12 protein-coding genes, 1 tRNA gene and 1 rRNA gene are annotated in these 16,807 nt (G+C 62.2%); 10 read left to right on the forward strand and 4 right to left on the reverse strand.

Annotated elements, in window-relative coordinates:
• Positions 1-3 precede the first annotated feature (3 nt).
• The 8 genes from rrf to AB4048_RS19030 all read left to right on the forward strand — a co-directional run bounded on the left by rrf (position 4) and on the right by AB4048_RS19030 (position 8,789).
• A 5S ribosomal RNA gene (gene rrf / locus AB4048_RS18995) occupies positions 4-118 on the forward strand.
• Positions 119-213: 95 nt separating this feature from the next.
• A tRNA-Met gene (locus AB4048_RS19000) sits at positions 214-290 on the forward strand.
• 457 nt (positions 291-747) lie between these two features.
• A complete protein-coding gene (gene zwf, locus AB4048_RS19005) occupies positions 748-2,217 on the forward strand; it encodes a glucose-6-phosphate dehydrogenase (protein ID WP_442203543.1) in 1,470 nt (489 codons plus the stop codon).
• A 300-nt stretch (positions 2,218-2,517) separates the two neighbouring features.
• Complete coding sequence (locus AB4048_RS19010; RefSeq protein WP_442203544.1) at positions 2,518-4,140, forward strand: arylsulfatase; 1,623 nt, start codon at positions 2,518-2,520, stop codon at positions 4,138-4,140.
• Between the two features lie 237 nt (positions 4,141-4,377).
• Complete coding sequence (locus AB4048_RS19015; protein ID WP_442203545.1) at positions 4,378-5,481, forward strand: HlyD family secretion protein; 1,104 nt, start codon at positions 4,378-4,380, stop codon at positions 5,479-5,481.
• On the forward strand, positions 5,481-7,268 hold the full coding sequence (locus AB4048_RS19020; protein WP_442203546.1) for an ABC transporter permease: 1,788 nt from the start codon (positions 5,481-5,483) through the stop codon (positions 7,266-7,268). Before AB4048_RS19015 ends, AB4048_RS19020 begins: the two co-directional genes overlap by 1 nt.
• Positions 7,268-7,816: an ABC transporter permease gene (locus AB4048_RS19025; RefSeq protein ID WP_442203547.1), complete on the forward strand. Its 549-nt coding sequence runs from the start codon at positions 7,268-7,270 to the stop codon at positions 7,814-7,816. The genes AB4048_RS19020 and AB4048_RS19025 overlap by 1 nt, the downstream gene beginning before the upstream one ends.
• The gene (locus AB4048_RS19030; protein WP_442203548.1) at positions 7,806-8,789 is read left to right on the forward strand and encodes an HlyD family secretion protein; all 984 of its coding nucleotides are present in this window, start codon (positions 7,806-7,808) and stop codon (positions 8,787-8,789) included. The genes AB4048_RS19025 and AB4048_RS19030 overlap by 11 nt, the downstream gene beginning before the upstream one ends.
• 12 nt (positions 8,790-8,801) lie before the next feature.
• Here AB4048_RS19030 and AB4048_RS19035 read toward each other — a convergent pair whose 3' ends face one another.
• Entirely contained in the window at positions 8,802-10,268 is a 1,467-nt protein-coding gene (locus AB4048_RS19035; protein ID WP_442203549.1) for a mechanosensitive ion channel family protein, read from the reverse strand.
• Positions 10,269-10,587: 319 nt separating this feature from the next.
• Between AB4048_RS19035 and AB4048_RS19040 the strand changes: the two genes are divergently transcribed.
• Together AB4048_RS19040 and AB4048_RS19045 are read left to right on the forward strand one after the other, a co-directional pair.
• Positions 10,588-11,280 (forward strand): SDR family NAD(P)-dependent oxidoreductase, encoded by a 693-nt coding sequence (locus AB4048_RS19040; protein WP_442203550.1) that lies wholly within the window; start codon positions 10,588-10,590, stop codon positions 11,278-11,280.
• A 188-nt stretch (positions 11,281-11,468) separates the two neighbouring features.
• The gene (locus AB4048_RS19045; protein WP_442203551.1) at positions 11,469-12,521 is read left to right on the forward strand and encodes an Lnb N-terminal periplasmic domain-containing protein; all 1,053 of its coding nucleotides are present in this window, start codon (positions 11,469-11,471) and stop codon (positions 12,519-12,521) included.
• A gap of 50 nt (positions 12,522-12,571) precedes the next feature.
• Here AB4048_RS19045 and AB4048_RS19050 read toward each other — a convergent pair whose 3' ends face one another.
• The 3 genes from AB4048_RS19050 to AB4048_RS19060 all read right to left on the reverse strand — a co-directional run bounded on the left by AB4048_RS19050 (position 12,572) and on the right by AB4048_RS19060 (position 16,716).
• On the reverse strand, positions 12,572-13,498 hold the full coding sequence (locus AB4048_RS19050; RefSeq protein WP_442203552.1) for a DUF2950 domain-containing protein: 927 nt from the start codon (positions 13,496-13,498) through the stop codon (positions 12,572-12,574).
• Between the two features lie 37 nt (positions 13,499-13,535).
• Positions 13,536-15,023 (reverse strand): DUF3300 domain-containing protein, encoded by a 1,488-nt coding sequence (locus AB4048_RS19055; protein ID WP_442203553.1) that lies wholly within the window; start codon positions 15,021-15,023, stop codon positions 13,536-13,538.
• A gap of 787 nt (positions 15,024-15,810) precedes the next feature.
• Positions 15,811-16,716, reverse strand: coding sequence for an amino acid ABC transporter substrate-binding protein (locus AB4048_RS19060; protein WP_442203554.1), 906 nt, complete (start codon positions 16,714-16,716; stop codon positions 15,811-15,813).
• Positions 16,717-16,807 lie beyond the last annotated feature (91 nt).

Raw genomic sequence — 16,807 nt, forward strand, 5'->3', positions numbered from 1 at the left:
GGTGGTGGTGGTTATGGCGGGGTGGCCGCACCCGTTCCCTTTCCGAACACGGCCGTGAAACGCCCCTGCGCCCATGGTACTTCGTCTTAAGACGCGGGAGAGTAGGTCACTGCCAGGTCTGCTAAACGCAACAAAATCTTCTCATTCACAAAAACGGCAAAATGCCCGGCATAACGCCCSCAAAAACGCCGCCCTTTTGCCAAATAACCATAACGCGGGGTGGAGCAGCCCGGTAGCTCGTCAGGCTCATAACCTGAAGGCCGCAGGTTCAAATCCTGCCCCCGCAACCAAACTTATTCCGCCCCTACGGTCCCCCGTGGGGGCGTTTTGATTCCTGCCCCAAGGCAAGGAGCGCCGCCAATGGTTTGCTTCGCGAGAGAAGTGTTAGATTAGACATTTCAGCTCATGAAGACAACGCCGGTTGCCTGCCCCTCAACCAAAACAAGCAAAACCAAACATAAAGCCCGCTCAAGAGAAAGCCGGCGGGCTTTCTTGCGTTCGGCCCCCATCGCGTTCGCCTGCCGCCCGCGTCTCATCGAAATCATTTTGAGCCACCGCAATCAACTGGCATCCCAGGCGGCCGCTTTCGCCCCTTGATTGACCTCGGAATCCATGCCTCTATTCAACCTCGGATCGGGTGAGGATTTGCCGTGATGGCTTCGGGCACGAGGGCAATTGCCTCGCGGTGGCGCGGGGCTGGTGCCGTCGCGGTCTCGTCCCACGCAGGGTGCTATTGAAGATTCTGGGATGGATATTTTGCGCAAGAATTCCACACGGGTCGGCCCCGGCTATCCGCAGGTCGTCGTGCTCGTCGGTGCAACGGGGGATCTCTCCCGGCGTAAACTGCTGCCGGGGTTGTTCCACCTTATCAATGCCGGCTTAATCCCGGGCTGCCGGATCGTTGGCGTGTCGCTCGACGATATCGATGTCGATGGTTTTCGCACCATTGCGCGCGACTCGTTGGACAAGTTCCTGACCCGCAAGTTCACGCAGGCCGAATGGGAGGCTTTCGCTGCATCCCTCGATTACGCACCGATCGCGGGCGGCGCCAGCGTCCTGAAGGACGCGGTCAATAGGGCTGAGGAGGCAATGGGGCCGGAGACGCGGCGCGTGCACTACCTGTCCGTGCCGCCGAAAGCAGCGCTCCCGGCCGTGCAGCTTCTGGCCGAGGCCGGGCTGGTGGAGCGTTCCCGTATCATCATGGAAAAGCCGTTCGGAACGGACCTTGCCAGCGCCGTGGAACTGAACACGAAGCTGCACGAGGTGTTCGACGAGAAACAAATCTTCCGTATCGACCACTTCCTCGGAAAGGAGCCGGCGCAGAATATCCTGGCCTTCCGCTTCGCCAACGGCCTGTTTGAACCGATCTGGAACCGCAATTTCATCGACCATGTGCAGATTGATGTGCCGGAGACGTTGGGTCTATCCACCCGCGCCGCCTTCTACGAGACCACCGGCGCCTATCGCGACATGGTGGTGACCCACCTCTTTCAGATTCTCGCTTTCATGGCGATGGAGCCGCCCACCGCCCTCGAGCCAGCGCCGATCTCCGAGGAGAAGAACAAGGTGTTCCGCTCCATGCTGCCGATCGAGCCGCGGGACGTGGTGCGCGGTCAATATATTGGCTATCGCAAAGAGCCGGGTGTGGATCCCGAAAGCGATACCGATACGTTCATCGCCCTCAAATGCGCAATCGACAATTGGCGCTGGGCGGGCGTGCCCTTCTTCCTGCGCACTGGCAAGCGCTTGGCCGAGGGGCAGCGCATCATCTCGATTGCCTTTCGCGAGCCGCCGAAATCGATGTTTCCGGCGGGTTCCGGCGTCGGCGCTCAGGGACCGGATCACCTCACCTTCGACCTCGCCGACGCTTCCAAGGTCTCTCTTTCCTTCTACGGCAAGCGCCCGGGTCCGGGTTTCCGGCTCGACAAGCTCTCGCTGCAGTTCGCCATGAGTGAAACCGGCCTGATCGGCGAAGTCCTGGAGGCCTATGAGCGCCTGATCCTCGACGCCATGCGCGGCGACCACACGCTGTTCACCACCGCCGAGGGCATCGAACGGCTCTGGGAAGTCTCGCAGCCGCTACTGGATAATCCGCCGCCGGTGCGCCTCTACGATCAGGGCGGCTGGGGGCCGAAATCGATCCACCAGCTTATCGCACCGCACGCCTGGCGGCTGCCGTTCGAGCGCGCCTGGCGGGATTCCTCGAAGGTCGATTGACGGCGCCGTCACGGCTTCCAGTTCGCCATGGCGCGGATGAGGTGGATGGGTGCTGTCACGTTGATGTCGGTTTCACGAGGCGCACGAGCGGATAAGCGTCGAAACAACGATACTCGCCGAGCCCAAGTGATGAAAATTCCGTCTCATTTACTGTTACGTACTTACCCTTCGTGAGATGCCGACGCAGTCTCCGACGGTCACAAGCCACGCGCCAAGGCATCGATGAAGCGCTGCCGACCCGAGCACTGTCCGACCAAAGGAGAACGGAATGTTGAGCCACGACATCACTGGGAGAATGCCATGAACTTCGCATTCTCAAAGAGCCTCCGCGCCGCGACGGCAATCGTTGTCATGACATTGGGATCGGCGGCCTATTCCCAGCAGGCTATCACCACGACGCCCGCCGCCAGGAGCCCGTCGAAGCCGAATATTCTCGTCATCTTCGGCGACGATATCGGGCAGACCAATATCAGCGCGTACTCCATGGGCGTTACCGGGTACATGACGCCGAATATCGACAGCATCGCCCAACAGGGCATGATGTTCACGGACTACTATGCGGAAAACAGTTGCACGGCCGGCCGCTCGACGTTCATTACTGGCCAGGTCTGCTTGCGCACAGGTCTTTGCAAGGTAGGTGCGCCGGGAGCGCCCGTCGGGCTGCAGCCCGGCGACATGACGATCGCGCAGGCGCTGAAACCTCTCGGCTATGCCACCGGTCAGTTCGGCAAAAACCATCTTGGTGACAAGGACGAATATCTGCCGACCAATCACGGATTCGATGAATTCTTCGGCAATCTCTACCATCTGAATGCCGAGGAGGAGCCGGAGGCTCCCTATTGGCCGAAGGACGATCCTGCGTTTCTGAAGGCCTACAATCCACGCGGAGTAATCAAGGCGTTCTCAGACGGAAAGATCGAGGATACCGGGGCGCTGAACAAGAAGCGCATGGAAACGATCGACGACGAAACGACCGCAGCCGCGATCGATTTCATGGGCCGCCAAGTCAAGCAGAACAAACCCTTCTTCACCTGGATGAACGCCACCCGCATGCATCTGTTCACGCACGTCCGTAGCTCCATGCGTGGCCAGAGCGGCATGCCGGGCAATGAATATGCCGACGGCATGATCGAGCATGACGGCGACGTCGGCAAGCTGCTGAAGGCACTCGACGACCTCGGCATCAAGGATAACACCATCGTCGTCTACACGACGGACAATGGTCCGAACCAGTTTTCCTGGCCTGATGCGGCGACCACCCCGTTCCGAAGCGAAAAGGACACCAACTGGGAAGGGGCGTTCCGCGTTCCGGCCATGATCCGCTGGCCAGGGCACATCCAGCCGGGCCAGGTAAAGAACGGCATGGTTTCCGGTCTCGACTGGTTCCCGACGTTGCTGGCGGCCGCCGGCGATGCCGATGTCAAGGATCGGCTGCTCGATGGATGGCAGCCCGCCGGAAGCAAAACGACCTTCAAGAACCATCTCGATGGATATAACCAGCTCGATTATCTCACGGGGAAGTCGGGCGAAAGCGCGCGCCACGATTTTTACTACTTCGACGATGACGGCGGGCTTGTCGCAACGCGCTTCGACGACTGGAAGGTCGTCTTCAAGGAGCAGCCGGCCCCCGGCGGCTTCGCGGTCTGGCAGACGCCGTTCGTCACCTGGCGTCTCCCGAAGCTGTTCAATCTGCGCATGGACCCTTACGAGCGAGCCGACACCGTTTCGGATCAGTATAACGATTGGCTCGTGCGCAACGACTATCTGCTCGTGAAGGGTCAGTTGCAGGGCGCTGCGTTCCTTGAGACCTTCGTCAAGTATCCTCCGAGCCAGCGCGTTGCCAGCTTCAATATCGAAGGTGTCCGCGCTCAGGTGGACAAGGCGATCGATCAATCTTTCAAGGACCGCGGCATCGAAAAATAAGCCAGCCGTTGAGCAATTCCAGGAGAAGCGTGACGGTTTTCCGTCCGGAATTGCGTGAAAGCAAACGGAAACGCTAGGCTGGGCGACGCGCCTCTGGCGCGTCGCTCTCACGCTCGGCGATCCGTCGTGCGTACATGCCCTGTCCGGTCGGCTGTCACGACAACTGCCTTCACCGCGAAGGGTTGCGTGAGGTAAGGTGGGGCGGCACGGCGTGCCGGGTGAACGGAGGGCGTTGCGGTGAACGAGCAGGTTCAGTCTCCCACAGGTAACTCCAACGCGACCGAGGAGGGTCTCGCGGCCGCCTCCGGCTCTGCTCCCGCTCCCACACCGACAGGCGACCTAAGTGCGGACGGACCCCGTCCATCGCGCGCGGCTGCGCTGATCGTCACCCTCACCGTCGCCATGATCGTCGGCCTATCGTTGTGGTATCTGGTCCAGCCGCAGCCCCTCTTGGTTCAGGGGGAGGCGAATGCTACCCGCATCGATATCGCCGCCCGTGTCGACGGCCGCGTCGGCGAGCGGCCGGCGGAGCGGGGCCAGAACGTGGCGGCCGGCCAGGTGCTGGTCAGGATCGACAACCCACAGATCCTGAGCAAGCTGAAACAGGCGCAAGCGGAGAGGGCGGTCGCCGTCGCCGAGCTTGCGCACATCGATGCCGGCACGCGCGAGGAAGTCGTCGCGCAACGCAAGGCGGCGATCGCGTCGGCAGAGGCTAATCTGGTCCTTGCCCAGCAGACTTACGATCGCACCAACGAACTGACCACCAAGGGTGTCGCCTCGACGCAGACGTTGAACGAAGTGACCGCATCGCTCGATGTCGCAAGGCGCGGTCTCGAACAGGCGAAACTTTCCTATGACGAATCCGTTGCCGGTTACACCAAGGAGGAGCGCGGCATCGCAGAGGCGAATGTCGACAAGGCGACGGCGGCGGTCGCGACGCTGAACACCCAGGTCGACGAAATGACAGTGAAGGCGCCGGTCGGATCGCAGGTCTACCAGATCGGCGCCGAGCTCGGCGAGTTCGTCTCGCCCGGCGTGCCGCTACTCTCGCTGATCGACCTCAGCGACGTCTGGCTAAGCTTCGATCTTCGGGAAGACCTGGTGAAGGGTCTGAAGGTCGGCGACAAGCTGGATGTCCGTATTCCCGCCCTCGGCGACCGCGTGGTTCCGGTCGAAATCAAAACGATCGCGACGCGCGGCGAATATTCCGGCTGGCGCGCCACCCGCGCGACCGGCGATTTCGATCTTCGCACCTTCGAGGTGCGCGCCTATCCGACCGAGAAGATTGCCGAGCTTCGCCCCGGCATGAGCGCCTATCTGCAATGGAGCGGGGGACGCTGATGTCTGGGCCCGCAGCGCCCGGTATCCTAAGCGTTGCCACGCGCGAGGTCGTCTGGATCTGGCGCGACCGCGTGGCATTGCTGCTTGTGTTGGCGATCCCGCTCTTCGCCTTCTTCATCCTGACGGCAACGTTCAGCAATGCGGTGGTGCGCAATCTGCACGTCGATGTCGTCGACTTGGACCATTCCGATACGTCGCTGCGGTTCATCCAGACCATAGATGCGGCTCCCTCCGTCGCGGTCGCTCGCCGGTCTTCCGATCTCGATGGCGCCATGCATTCGATCCGTTCCGGTGCGGCGATCGCAGCCGTCTTCATTCCTCAAAACTTCGAACGCGATATTCGCGCGGCGAAACGCCCGCAGATCGTGATCTTCTACAACAAGCAATACTTCTCGCCGGGGAACATCGCATCCGGGGGGCTGCAAGCGGCAATCGGCGCCGCAGCCGCGGCCTTGCCGAAGCAGGCGGGCGGGGCTGGCGGCTATCGCCCCGGACCTTTGGTGACCGAGCAATATGTGCTGACCAATCCGGCGCTCAACTATGTACAGTTTCTGCTGCGGGCGATCCTGCCGACGGTGCTGCACGTGCTGACCGCGATCGCCGGCGGCTATGCCGTCGGCTCCGAATTCAGTTCGCGCAGTATGCGGGAGTGGCTGGACGCGGCGGGCGGGAGTCCGCTGACCGCGCTGGTCGGCAAGCTTGCGCCATATTTCGGCATCTTCATTTTGATGATGGTGCTCGGCCTCGGCATCATCCACGGGCTAAACCAGATTCCCTTCCGTGGCGACGCGATCCTGATGGGCGCTTCCGCTTGCCTGCTTCTCATCGCCTATCTGTCGCTTGGAGCGCTGCTGCAACTGCTGGTCAGGAACCTTCCGCTCGGCCTCTCGCTCACAGGCATCATCTGCTCGCCTGCTTTCGGCTTTGCCGGCGTCGGTTTCCCGGCTTTGGCGATGAATGGGTTCGCGCGTGTCTGGGGCGATATCCTGCCGCTGCGCTGGTATGTGCAGATCCTGTTTGATCAGGCGGCCCGCGGGGTGCCCGCCCATGACTCGGTAAAGCCCTTCATGGCGCTCGCGGCACTTGCGCTTGCCTATTTCCTGCTTTCCTGGCTGCGGCTGACAAGGATCGCGCGCGGACCCGATCGTGTGCCTAAGGCAGTCGCCTCTCCGCCGCCGCTTGCGAGGGTAGGTATCGGCGGGGCATTTGCGGCCGAATACAAGCGCGTTCTCGGCGATAGCGCGGTCTTTGGCCTCATCGTACTCGCGCCGCTCATCTACGGCGTGTTCTATCCGCAGCCCTACCTCGGGCAACTGGTCCGCAAGATACCGGTAGCGGTGGTCGACGACGATTCCACTAATCTCAGTCGGACCCTGATCCAAATGCTCGACGCCGACGAGGCCACGCAAGTGGTGGCCCGTCCCAACACGCTGGAGGCGGCGCAGGCGGCGCTTGCCCGGCGTGAAGTGTTCGGCATCGTCGGCATTCCTGAGGGGACCCAGCGGGATGTCCTGAAGGGTGTCGGCGCCCGCCTGCCGATCTACGTCGATTCCGCCTACTTCCTGCTCTACAATCGCACGCTGCAGGGGATCACGGAGGCGACTGCCACCGTCTCGGCCGACGTCGCGGGCGGCAGTGCGCGGCCGGACGGCAGTCTGTTCCGGGCAGCGCTCGTCAGGAGCTCGCCGGTCGAAGTTCTCAATCAGCCGCTCTTCAATCCGACCGGCGGCTACGCCAGCTATATCGTGCCGGCGCCTTTATCCTCATCCTGCAGCAGACGCTGCTGATGGGGTCGGCAACCCTTGGCGGCCTCGCCTTCGAGCAAGGCGGAACAGCCGCCCGCCGCGGGCGTGGTCGGCCGACCGCGGTGCTTGGCCAGGCGCTTGCGCATCTGCTGCTGGTGCTGCCCGGCTTCGCGCTCTACCTGATCATCCTGCCGCGGATCTACGGCTTCTCGACCAACGGTCGCTTCCTCGACCTATTGGCGCTGGCCGTTCCATTTATCTTGTCCGTGAGCTTTCTCGGCCAGTTCGTCGGCTCCTGGGTCAGGCGTCGCGAGACGGCGGTGCTGCTCTTCATTGCGATCAGTCTGCCGCTTTTCTTCCAGGTGGGCGTCGCCTGGCCGATCGAGGCGATCCCGAATGCGATCCGCATCGCAAGTCAAATATTGCCGAGCACCTCGGCGATTGATGGTCTCGTGCGCATCAACCAGATGGGCGCTTCGCTGGCGGACGTGAAAAGCAACTGGCAGAGCCTTTGGACGCTCGCCATTGTCTACGCGGTGCTCGCGATGGCCTCGGCATGGTGGTCAGGGAGAGGGCAGGATGAACACTAGGACATTTCGCCGGCAAGCGCTGTTGATGGCGTCGATGGTCGCGGTGACGCTCGGCAGCGACGCGGCAACTTTTTCCGGCGATAATGGCGAGACAGGCGGCGCGGCGCCCGGCATGGTCCAGCGGACGGAAATCCGCATCGCGCCGGAGGTGGGCGGCCGGCTTCTGAGCGTTGCCGTTGAGCCCGGCCAACGGGTCAAAGGGGGCGATCTGCTCGCATCTCTGGATAGCCCGGAACTGGCGGCGGCGCTCGGTGAAGCGAAGGCCGCCGCCGCCAGCGCCAAAGCCGACCGCGATCATGTCTATGCCGGTGTCCGCTCCGAAGAGGTGGCGATCGCCGAGCAATCCGTGAAGACCGCCGAGGCCAACCTGTTGCTTGCGCAGCAGCAAAACAGCCGCGCCGTCTCGCTCGTCGCCAAGGGATCCGGCAGCCGGCAACTGCTTGACGACACCACCGCACAACTCGGCAAGGCGCAGGCCGATCTCGAACTGAAGCGCGCGCAACTGACGGCGGCGAGTGCGGGACCGACGAAGGAGGAACTTGCACTTGCCGATGCCAAGGTGGCGGCCGCCGAAAGCGCCGTCGCCGAGGCGCAGTCAGCCTTTGACAAGACGATGCTGAAGGCGCCTATCGATGCCACGGTCCTCATCGAGGTCGCGGAACTTGGAGAAGCCCTGTCGCCGGGCGCCCCGGTCATGACGATCGAACCCGAAGGCCAAAGATGGTTCGCCTTCACACTGCGTGAAGACGCCCTGAAGGATCTGGCGATCGGCAAGGTCGTCACCCTGCAGACGAGCGACGGACATGGCATTGAAGCCCGCGTAAATGAAATGCGTCCCCTCGGCGAGTTCGCCACCTGGCGGGCCGCAAGGGCGGTCGGCGATCACGATCTCAACAGCTTCTGGCTGCGCCTCGATCCGACGAACGGCGACCTGGGCCTTGAGCCGGGAATGACGGTTTGGCTGCCGCGCTGAGCCCTTTGGCCGTCAGGTCGGGCCGAATTTGAAAAAGCTCCTGATGCGTGCCACCAACTGACCCGGAGTGCCGATTTCGGGCGCGGCGCGCGCGACGACCTCGCGGTGAAGAATGTCGAGCCCTTTCCTCGCCGATTTGTCGAAGGCGGCGACCAGGCCGGCGTTTTGCTCGAACAAGGGTGCGAGTGCCTTGTGCGGCAGTCGGTATACCAGGCAATGGGTCTTCGCCTTTGCGGTTGCCGGGTGCTCGGCGCCGGTCAGCAGGCCGATCTCGCCGATATACTCTCCAGCGCCGATGTAGCCGAGCGTTTCCTGAACCTCACCCGCCGACCGCGTAAACTCAACCACGCCAGATGCTACCAAGTAGAGTGCCTTGTCGGCCTCGCCTTGCGCAAACAGAGTTTCGTCGGGTTCCAGTCGTCGCGACTGCAGTTCGCGCACAAGCGATTGCAGCTGCTCCTCGCTTAGGCATTCGAAGAGGATCGCATCTCTGAGCAAGCGCCTTGAAAGAAGGGTATCGTCACCGGCGTCATCGCGCGCTTGTTCATCGCGTCGATCCTTGTCGAGGAGGCCTCCATAGTGAAGCTGCCGCCTCGCCACGCGCAACAGCCTATCCCTGGTGGTTGCAAGATCCCCTGTGGTCGCAACAAAGAACAAGATTTTATAGAGGTTCCTCCTCTGGCCAAGCTGTGCCACGACAGCGCTTGGCGCAGGGATCTGCAGGATCTGCGGGCAAAGCACCGTGGCCTGAAGCAGGGTTTCAACCACATGCTCCGGCATCGCGCTTTCAGGACAGGAGATTTCGACCGATGCCGCCCTTCGTTCGCTGGGGAAACTGCGATTGACGATCTGGGCTTTGGCGACAACGCTGTTCGGAATGATGGCAACATCGTCTCCGTCGGTCTGTATGCGAATGGACCGCCAGTTCACCTGAACAATCACGCCCTCCAGGTTGTCGTTGAGCTGGATCCTGTCGCCAACGCGGAACGGCCCCTCCAGTCCGACTGCGACGCCTGCAAAAACATCGGCGAGCGTGTTCTGAAGCGCCAGACCCAGAACAATCGCCACGATGCCCGAGGTTGCAACGACACCGGTGAGCGGTAGGGCAAAGACGGAACTGAAGACGATAAGGCTGGTCGTCACGTAGATACCCGCCGCCGAAAGATCGGACAACAGTCGCGCTTCCCGCGAGCGCCGGTCCCCATAGATCGTGAGCCCCAGGGTCGCAACGGCCAGGCGCGCGCCAAACAGCCACCACGCTCCACCCAAGACGCGAAGCGACAGAGCACCCGCATCCGCTTCGCCGCCGAGCGGCGGGAAAATCGGAAAAATGCGCTGCCAAACGAAATAGCAGGAGATAGCCGCAAAACAGACGACATCAAACGTCAGACGGGCTCTATTCGAGAGCCGTCTGAAGCTCGCAAGCGCGACGAGGGCGATGAGGACGAAGGCAACTATTGCCATGATCGTGCGTGTCACGGAACGCCCTGCCTTTCTCTCGGTGATCAGTTACTTTTTCATAGAACATGGCTGCCGAGCCAGGCAGCCAACGTCAACAATATTCGAAAACACGTGCAGTGGGAGGATATCAAACGGAGGAGACGCGGATGCGATGAATCTTCGCCGAGAGGCCAAAGCACAATCCGATCCACCCCTGGGTGTGCGGCGATTGGCATCTCCTGACGGTGCGCAAGGTTGGAGCTGATCTGGGAAAAGTGATAGTGGAGTACCTGTCACCGTAGCACGCCGCCGAAGGGTTCGCGAAACTCAGAGAGGCGCCTCCATGGAAGGAATTGACATGCCCATTCCCTACAAGACGGCACTGATCGTTGGAGCGGGCCATGGGATCAGCGCAGCGCTTGCCAGGCTGCTGGCTGCTCAAGGCATGACGGTCGGGCTGGCGGCACGCGACATCGGCAAACTCGAAAAACTGTCGAAGGAAACCGGTGCGATGCTGTTTTCGTGCGATGCTTCGCGGCCTGATGAAGTCGAGCGCCTTTTCGCCGATGCCGACGCGCGCCTCGGGGAGCCGGACGTCGTGGTCTACAACGCATCTCGGCGGCTGAGGGGGCCAATTTCTGAACTCGATCCTGAAAAAGTTCACGCCGCGATCGACGTTACCGCCTACGGGGCCTTTCTCGTGGTCAAGCAGGCGGCGCTGCGGATGGAAGCCAAGGGGCGAGGCGCGATCCTTCTGACAGGGGCCACGGCTTCCATAAAGGGCTTCGCGCTCTCCGCACCCTTCGCCATGGGCAAGTTTGCACTGCGTGGTCTCGCGCAAAGCGCGGCGCGCGAACTCGGTCCGAAAGGCATCCACGTCTCGCACTTCATCATCGACGGAAGCGTTCGGAGCAATAGCCGACCGGACGACGGCAGGGACGCGCACCTTGATCCGGAAGACATCGCGCGGAGCTATCTCGACGTCCTGAGGCAAGGACGTAGCGCATGGTCTCATGAGGTTGAACTTCGGCCCTGGCTCGAATCCTTCTGAGCAACGAGGGGGGCGCGGCGCGGGCTGGCACGGTCCGCTGCCAAAGGAAGGTCGCGCGCATAGTTGGCGATTGATGTATCTTGCGCGCGTCTCGTTGATCAAACGCTCACGGGCAATCACTGGCCGACGGCGCGTAGACCTTTGAGCGCGCTACCAAGTGCGGTCCAAAACAGGCGGGGACGTCTAGCATGCTTGAAGGCAGCAGCGGCGAAGTCGCAGGGCAACGCGCCAATCCGTTTGTTCGAACCGCCCGCTTCGGCGCAAGGCTGATCGTCGCGCTCGCGGTACTCCTCGCGACAGCATGGGCGTCGCTTGCGCTGTCCTATCGACTACCCCTATCACCGCTTGCACGGGAACTCGCGGCGGCGGCATTCGCGTTGGCCGGAGTCGCCACGGCAGTTTCAATTCTCTGGCGACCGCGGCTTGTTGTAATCCTTTCCTTTGCTGTCGCCTTCGCAGGTGTCCTCATATGGTGGTCCACGATCAAGCCACCATTGGTCGCCGACTGGGCCGGCGACGTCGCCAGACAGGTCACCGGGACCCTCGACGGTGACACGATCACGCTTGCGAACGTCAGGAACTTTGCCTGGAAAGCCGACGGCAGCTATGCCGAGCAATGGGAGACGCGCACTTACGACCTCAGGCAGCTCAAGTCGCTGGACCTGATCATGTCCTACTGGGCGGGGCCGGAAATGGCGCACATGATTTTGAGCTTCGGCTTTCAGGGCGACAAGTACCTCGCGTGGTCGATCGAGGTGCGGCGTCGGGTCGGGGGCGAGTTTTCCCCGCTCGCCGACCTGTTCAAAAGCAATCCCCTCGTCATCGTCGCCGCCGACGAACGCGACGTCGTCCGCGTCCGGTCGAACGTTCGCGGTGAAGATGTCCAGCTCTTTCGCATGAACGTTCCTCCCGAAAACGCCGCACGGCTTTTTCTCCAGTATGTCGCCGACGCGAACGACCTTGCCGAGCATCCTCGGTTCTACAATTCGCTTTTCACCAACTGCACGACGACAGCTGCCAGGATGATGAGGGCCGTCGGGGCAACGTTTCCGCTAGACTGGCGGCTCGTGGCCAACGGCTATCTGCCGGAGTTCGCCTACGACAGAAACGCGCTCGACACGCGGGTGGCTTTTGACGAGTTGAAGGCGCGCGCGCATATCGATGCCAACGCACGGAAAGCCGATGCCTCGGACACCTTTTCCCAAGCCATCAGAGCGGGCGTGCCGTCGCCTTTCGACTAGTGTGGAAGACGGGAGGGCGCCATCCGGAGCCGCACTCGCCGTCGGTCGCCTCAATCCCGCACGACCGTCCAGCTCGCATCGGGATTGAAATCCCTGATCGCCGCCGCGCGCTCTTCCGTTGACGGTCCAAGGTCCTTCTCGTAGACGACACCCGCTCCGTTGACGATGAACGTCTGCACGCCTGTCGAGCGATACTTCACCGGCCAGGCAACCAGCCCAAACCCACCGGTCATGTTGCCGTTGACGATGTAGCTCTGCTTGCCGCCGATGACGTTTGAGCCCTGCCCCGTCAATATGCGATAGCGATAGCCATAGTAACCCTCGCCCCGCTTCGCTTTGCCGAATGCCGCCGTCTCGACCTGGTGGCCGGCGGGACTGTATTCGGCAAATTCGTCGGCGTCCCAGTACAAACCATCCTGTTTGCCCGGGCTGCTGATAAGCTTCTGGGCGAATTCGAAAACGCCGTCCCTGTCGCGGTCCTCCTCGGCATAGCGGTACTGCGCCGCGACGTAGTCATGCATTGTCTGGATGGTCGCCAGCTCGTTCTCGCCCACGCGCCGGTTGACGATTTCCTGCAGGCCGACTTCGGTATCGAATGCCCACTTCCCGTCCTTGCCTTGTGACAGCGGGAACGGCAGAGGCCACAACCGGTCGCCGATCACGACGATCTTGCGCTCCCCGAGATCGCGCAGCTGCAACTCTCGCTCGGCGCCTTCCCTCAGCAGGCCATAGGTCACCATCGCCTCGTTGCTGGAGCGAAGCTTTGCAGCGTTGAGCCCCAGAAGGCTTGCCAAACCATCGACATCGTTGGAGCTGAGCGCGGACTTCAGTTTATCGAGCGCAAGCGAGGGCGTGTCGAACGACGGCGGCGTGCCCGCTGCAAACGCCGAAAGCGCGGTCTGCGACATCGATGGAGTGGCAACCATCATCGACATAACGGAACCGAACAGCAGCGGGATCAATCTCGACTTCATCATGATCATTCTCCGTAATCCAGGGCAGGAGGAGCGCATTCTAACGTCGGCCGCCGCCACGACCGCCGCCACCACCGCCACGACCGCCGCCGCCACCGCGGCCGCCGCCGTGAGATTGCGGGCGCGGCCGATTGTGGGCTGCGGGGCGGGCTCCGCCGCGCTGGCCGCCTCCCATGCTCTGTCCGCCTCGCTTGGACGCGACGGCTTCCCGGCGCCCGGACTGCACGTTTCCAAGGGCGCCCGGGTCGCGTGAACGGTTGTCGGGCCGCGCGGCCATCTTTGGTTTGTCAGCTCTTGCCGCGGCGCCCTTCCCGGCGCGATCAGCCGGTCTCGCCGCGCCATTTCCGGCACGGTCCGCTGGCCTGTTGGGGCGGCTATCCGGTCGTGTAACGTCAGGACGACCATCCGGCCGCGACGGCCGGTTGGCACCTTCCCCAGGTCTGTTCCTCGGGTTGTCCTTCAGGCCCTGGACCGTGTTCTTGCGAATATCGTCGGCGCGGCCTCCCACGTCGCGTGTCGCAACTCCGGCCCGGTTCGCCTTCAGGTCGTTGGCCCTGTTTTTCAGTTGGTTGCGATTATCGGCCTGCAGGCCGGATTTGATTGCCGAGCGGTCGATGTTGGCGAGTTGATCCTTGCCGACCGACAGTTTGCTGCGGTCCACATTGTTCCAGTCGATATCGTTCAGCTTGACCTTGCCGTTGAAGTTGCGGTTGTTGAAGCAGTCGTTGCAATCGATGTCGACATCGCCGCCCCAGTTGCCGCCCCATACGCCCCAATCGTCCCAATTGACGGCGGCGGCGAAGGCGAGCCCCGTCACCGATGCGGCGAAGAACGCGGCGCCCGGATAGTAATAGTTGTCATAGGGCTGAGGATAATAGGCGATCGGTGCGGGCTGGTAGTTGGGCTGATAGAGCATCTCCGGCGGGTATTGCGGTATGTATATCGTTTCGGGATTGGTCGGCCGGATGACGATATTTTCGTTCTCCGTGACGACGGTCACCTTGTCGTCGGTCTTGATGATGTTCTTCGCCACCGCCTCGTCGCGAAGCTGCTGGATCGCAACCAGCACATCCTTTTGCTGGTTGGTGAGCGCATCGCCGAGCGATTGCGTCCAATCGAGATCATCGCTCATCATCTTGACGATATCGGGATAGTTCAGCAGCGAGACGATGCTGCCGTCCCAGTCGCTCTTGGGCTTGAGGTCGGCCTGCTTCTTTTTTGTCTCCAGAAAGCGCTGCGCCTCGACGATCTGCAAGGGAAACAGCGACGCTGCTGAGATTACCCCGACGAGTTCGTCGGGATAAAGGGCGATGCGCGCCACGAGAATTTCGAGCTCATCCTCCGAGAGCAGGTTGCTATCCGCGTCTTCGGCAGGCGGCGTCGCGGCGGCCGGCGGGGCCGGCGGGGCTGGTGCGGATGGTGCTGCTGTCGGGGCTGTTGTCTGAGCGTAAGCCGCCAGGTCCAGCTGCATCGACGTCATCGCCAGTGCCGATAGTCCAGCGAGCAGCTTGATAGATATTGCTTTCATCACGCGTCGACCTCCTTGCAAAGGCAGAGAAATGCGCCTCGGCCATGACTTCATGAGCGGGTATTGGTGTCGAAACAGGCCGCCTTTTCGCCGCTCCTTGCCGTCATGCTCGTGAGCGAGGTTAAGGCATTATATTGCAACGGCTTAAACGTGCGACGTAACTTACGCGAGCCTACGCATGGCAGGGGCTTGCCGCCCGCCGCTCTGGGTCCCCCGCAAGCCGGAACGCCCGCAGCGCCCAAACGATCGAGCAACCGTTGCCTCGCTGCCTCTACGTCGGCGCCGCATCGTGCCGCAACGCCAGAGGCGCTCCTCAAGAAAAGCGCAGATACGTCGCTCGTTTGGGGAAGCAACCAATAGATGTTACGTGATGCTACGTGCATGCGCCGCCCAATCGGTCTCCTGTCGTCAAGCCGCCGGCGAACCGGGACCAATCGATCCATTGCGGCTCTGGCGCGGGTTCCCAGACGACCCCGTCCGAGGCCGGCTCCCGCGCAGATCGCCATGGGAACGATGGTCAGCGATCTTGCCAAGCTTGGATTCATTGCGCTCTTCGCCTATCGGAACCTGCTGCTGATCGCGCCATTCGCGCTCAACATCATCGGGTCGGCAATGTTAGCTGTCGCTTTCCTTGCAATTTTCAAGGGACTATCGAGGCCGCGACCACGCAGCTTGCGGGAGCGACTGCCCTCAAAGTCTTTGGTGATTTGCTGCGCGGATGAACCATCCGATGCGGAACCGCGGCCCGTTCACGTTTGCATTGGCGGCAGAGATCTTGCTGTCGGCCTCAGGGGGGTGTCGACAGCATCATGATCTCGCTGCGCAGGACAGGGCCTTCGCTGCCGAAATAGGCCTTGAGGAGCTTCGGGAAATCATCGGAGAGATAGAAATCGCTGAGCGCGCGGTCGACAGCGAGGCGGAATTCCGGATTGTCGCGCTTAAGCGCGATCCCGTAGGGTTCGTGGGTGAAGAGGCGATGGCCGATCGCCAGCGTCGAGGGTTTGCGCGCGCGGCCTAGCAGGCCAAGCAGGAGGGCGCGATCGGCGAAATAGGCATCGATCTTATGCGCCTCGAGCGCCTTCAGGCCGTCCATGTGGGTGGGGAAATCGGCGATCTTGGCGGTTGCCGCATCAGTGCCGAGGGCGTCGCGCAAGGTAGCGCCGGTCGTCGTGTCGGCCCTGACGCCGATAACGCCGCGCGAGGGCTGCGCGGACGCGGGGCGAACGGCCGGCTTGTCGAGAAAGAGCGTTTGAAGGTCGTCCGGCGAGTCGGCCCGCAAAAGCGCGCTTGCGCCGGTCAGGAAGATCGGCTGCGAGAAGTCGACGGTTTCGCGCCGTTTCAGGCTGATGGTGACGGCGCCGCAGAGAAGGTCGATACGGTCGCTGGCGACCGCCTGAAAGGCATCGGCGAGCGTCGTCTCGACATAGTCGCGCTTCAGCGGCGACGCCTTGGGGGAAAGGGCATCGGCGACCCGGTTGCAGATATCGATCGCATAGCCCTTGGGGTTCGCGTCGCCGGTCTTGGAGGCAAAGGGTGCCTGGTCGGCGATATAACCGATCCGCACTGTCTTGTCGGCTCTGATGCTGTCGAGCGTCCCCGCCTTGGCGGCCTCCGCGGAAACGAAAAGGGCGGCGAGGATCGCGACGTTCAACATCACGCGCCGGCGTTTGCAGCCGCGACCTGTCACGAGCATGCCCTGATCTCCTCAAGCCCCAAGAGAAATTTAAACGCACGCGATGGAGATTATGGGCTGGCTAATATTTGTCAACCGCGCCTCCTGTAAC

This window comes from Rhizobium sp. RAF56 (assembly GCF_052113965.1).
In the GTDB taxonomy this organism is placed as follows: domain Bacteria; phylum Pseudomonadota; class Alphaproteobacteria; order Rhizobiales; family Rhizobiaceae; genus Rhizobium.

What these genes read in the sequence shown, in the direction of transcription:
- zwf (WP_442203543.1), top strand. Translation starts at nt 748, where the DNA reads ATGGATATTTTGCGCAAGAATTCCACACGGGTCGGCCCCGGCTATCCG.
- AB4048_RS19010 (WP_442203544.1), top strand. Translation starts at nt 2,518, where the DNA reads ATGAACTTCGCATTCTCAAAGAGCCTCCGCGCCGCGACGGCAATCGTT.
- AB4048_RS19020 (WP_442203546.1), top strand. Translation starts at nt 5,481, where the DNA reads ATGTCTGGGCCCGCAGCGCCCGGTATCCTAAGCGTTGCCACGCGCGAG.
- AB4048_RS19025 (WP_442203547.1), top strand. Translation starts at nt 7,268, where the DNA reads ATGGGGTCGGCAACCCTTGGCGGCCTCGCCTTCGAGCAAGGCGGAACA.
- AB4048_RS19030 (WP_442203548.1), top strand. Translation starts at nt 7,806, where the DNA reads ATGAACACTAGGACATTTCGCCGGCAAGCGCTGTTGATGGCGTCGATG.
- AB4048_RS19040 (WP_442203550.1), top strand. Translation starts at nt 10,588, where the DNA reads ATGCCCATTCCCTACAAGACGGCACTGATCGTTGGAGCGGGCCATGGG.
- AB4048_RS19045 (WP_442203551.1), top strand. Translation starts at nt 11,469, where the DNA reads ATGCTTGAAGGCAGCAGCGGCGAAGTCGCAGGGCAACGCGCCAATCCG.
- AB4048_RS19050 (WP_442203552.1), bottom strand. Translation starts at nt 13,498, where the DNA reads ATGATGAAGTCGAGATTGATCCCGCTGCTGTTCGGTTCCGTTATGTCG.
- AB4048_RS19055 (WP_442203553.1), bottom strand. Translation starts at nt 15,023, where the DNA reads ATGAAAGCAATATCTATCAAGCTGCTCGCTGGACTATCGGCACTGGCG.
- AB4048_RS19060 (WP_442203554.1), bottom strand. Translation starts at nt 16,716, where the DNA reads ATGCTCGTGACAGGTCGCGGCTGCAAACGCCGGCGCGTGATGTTGAAC.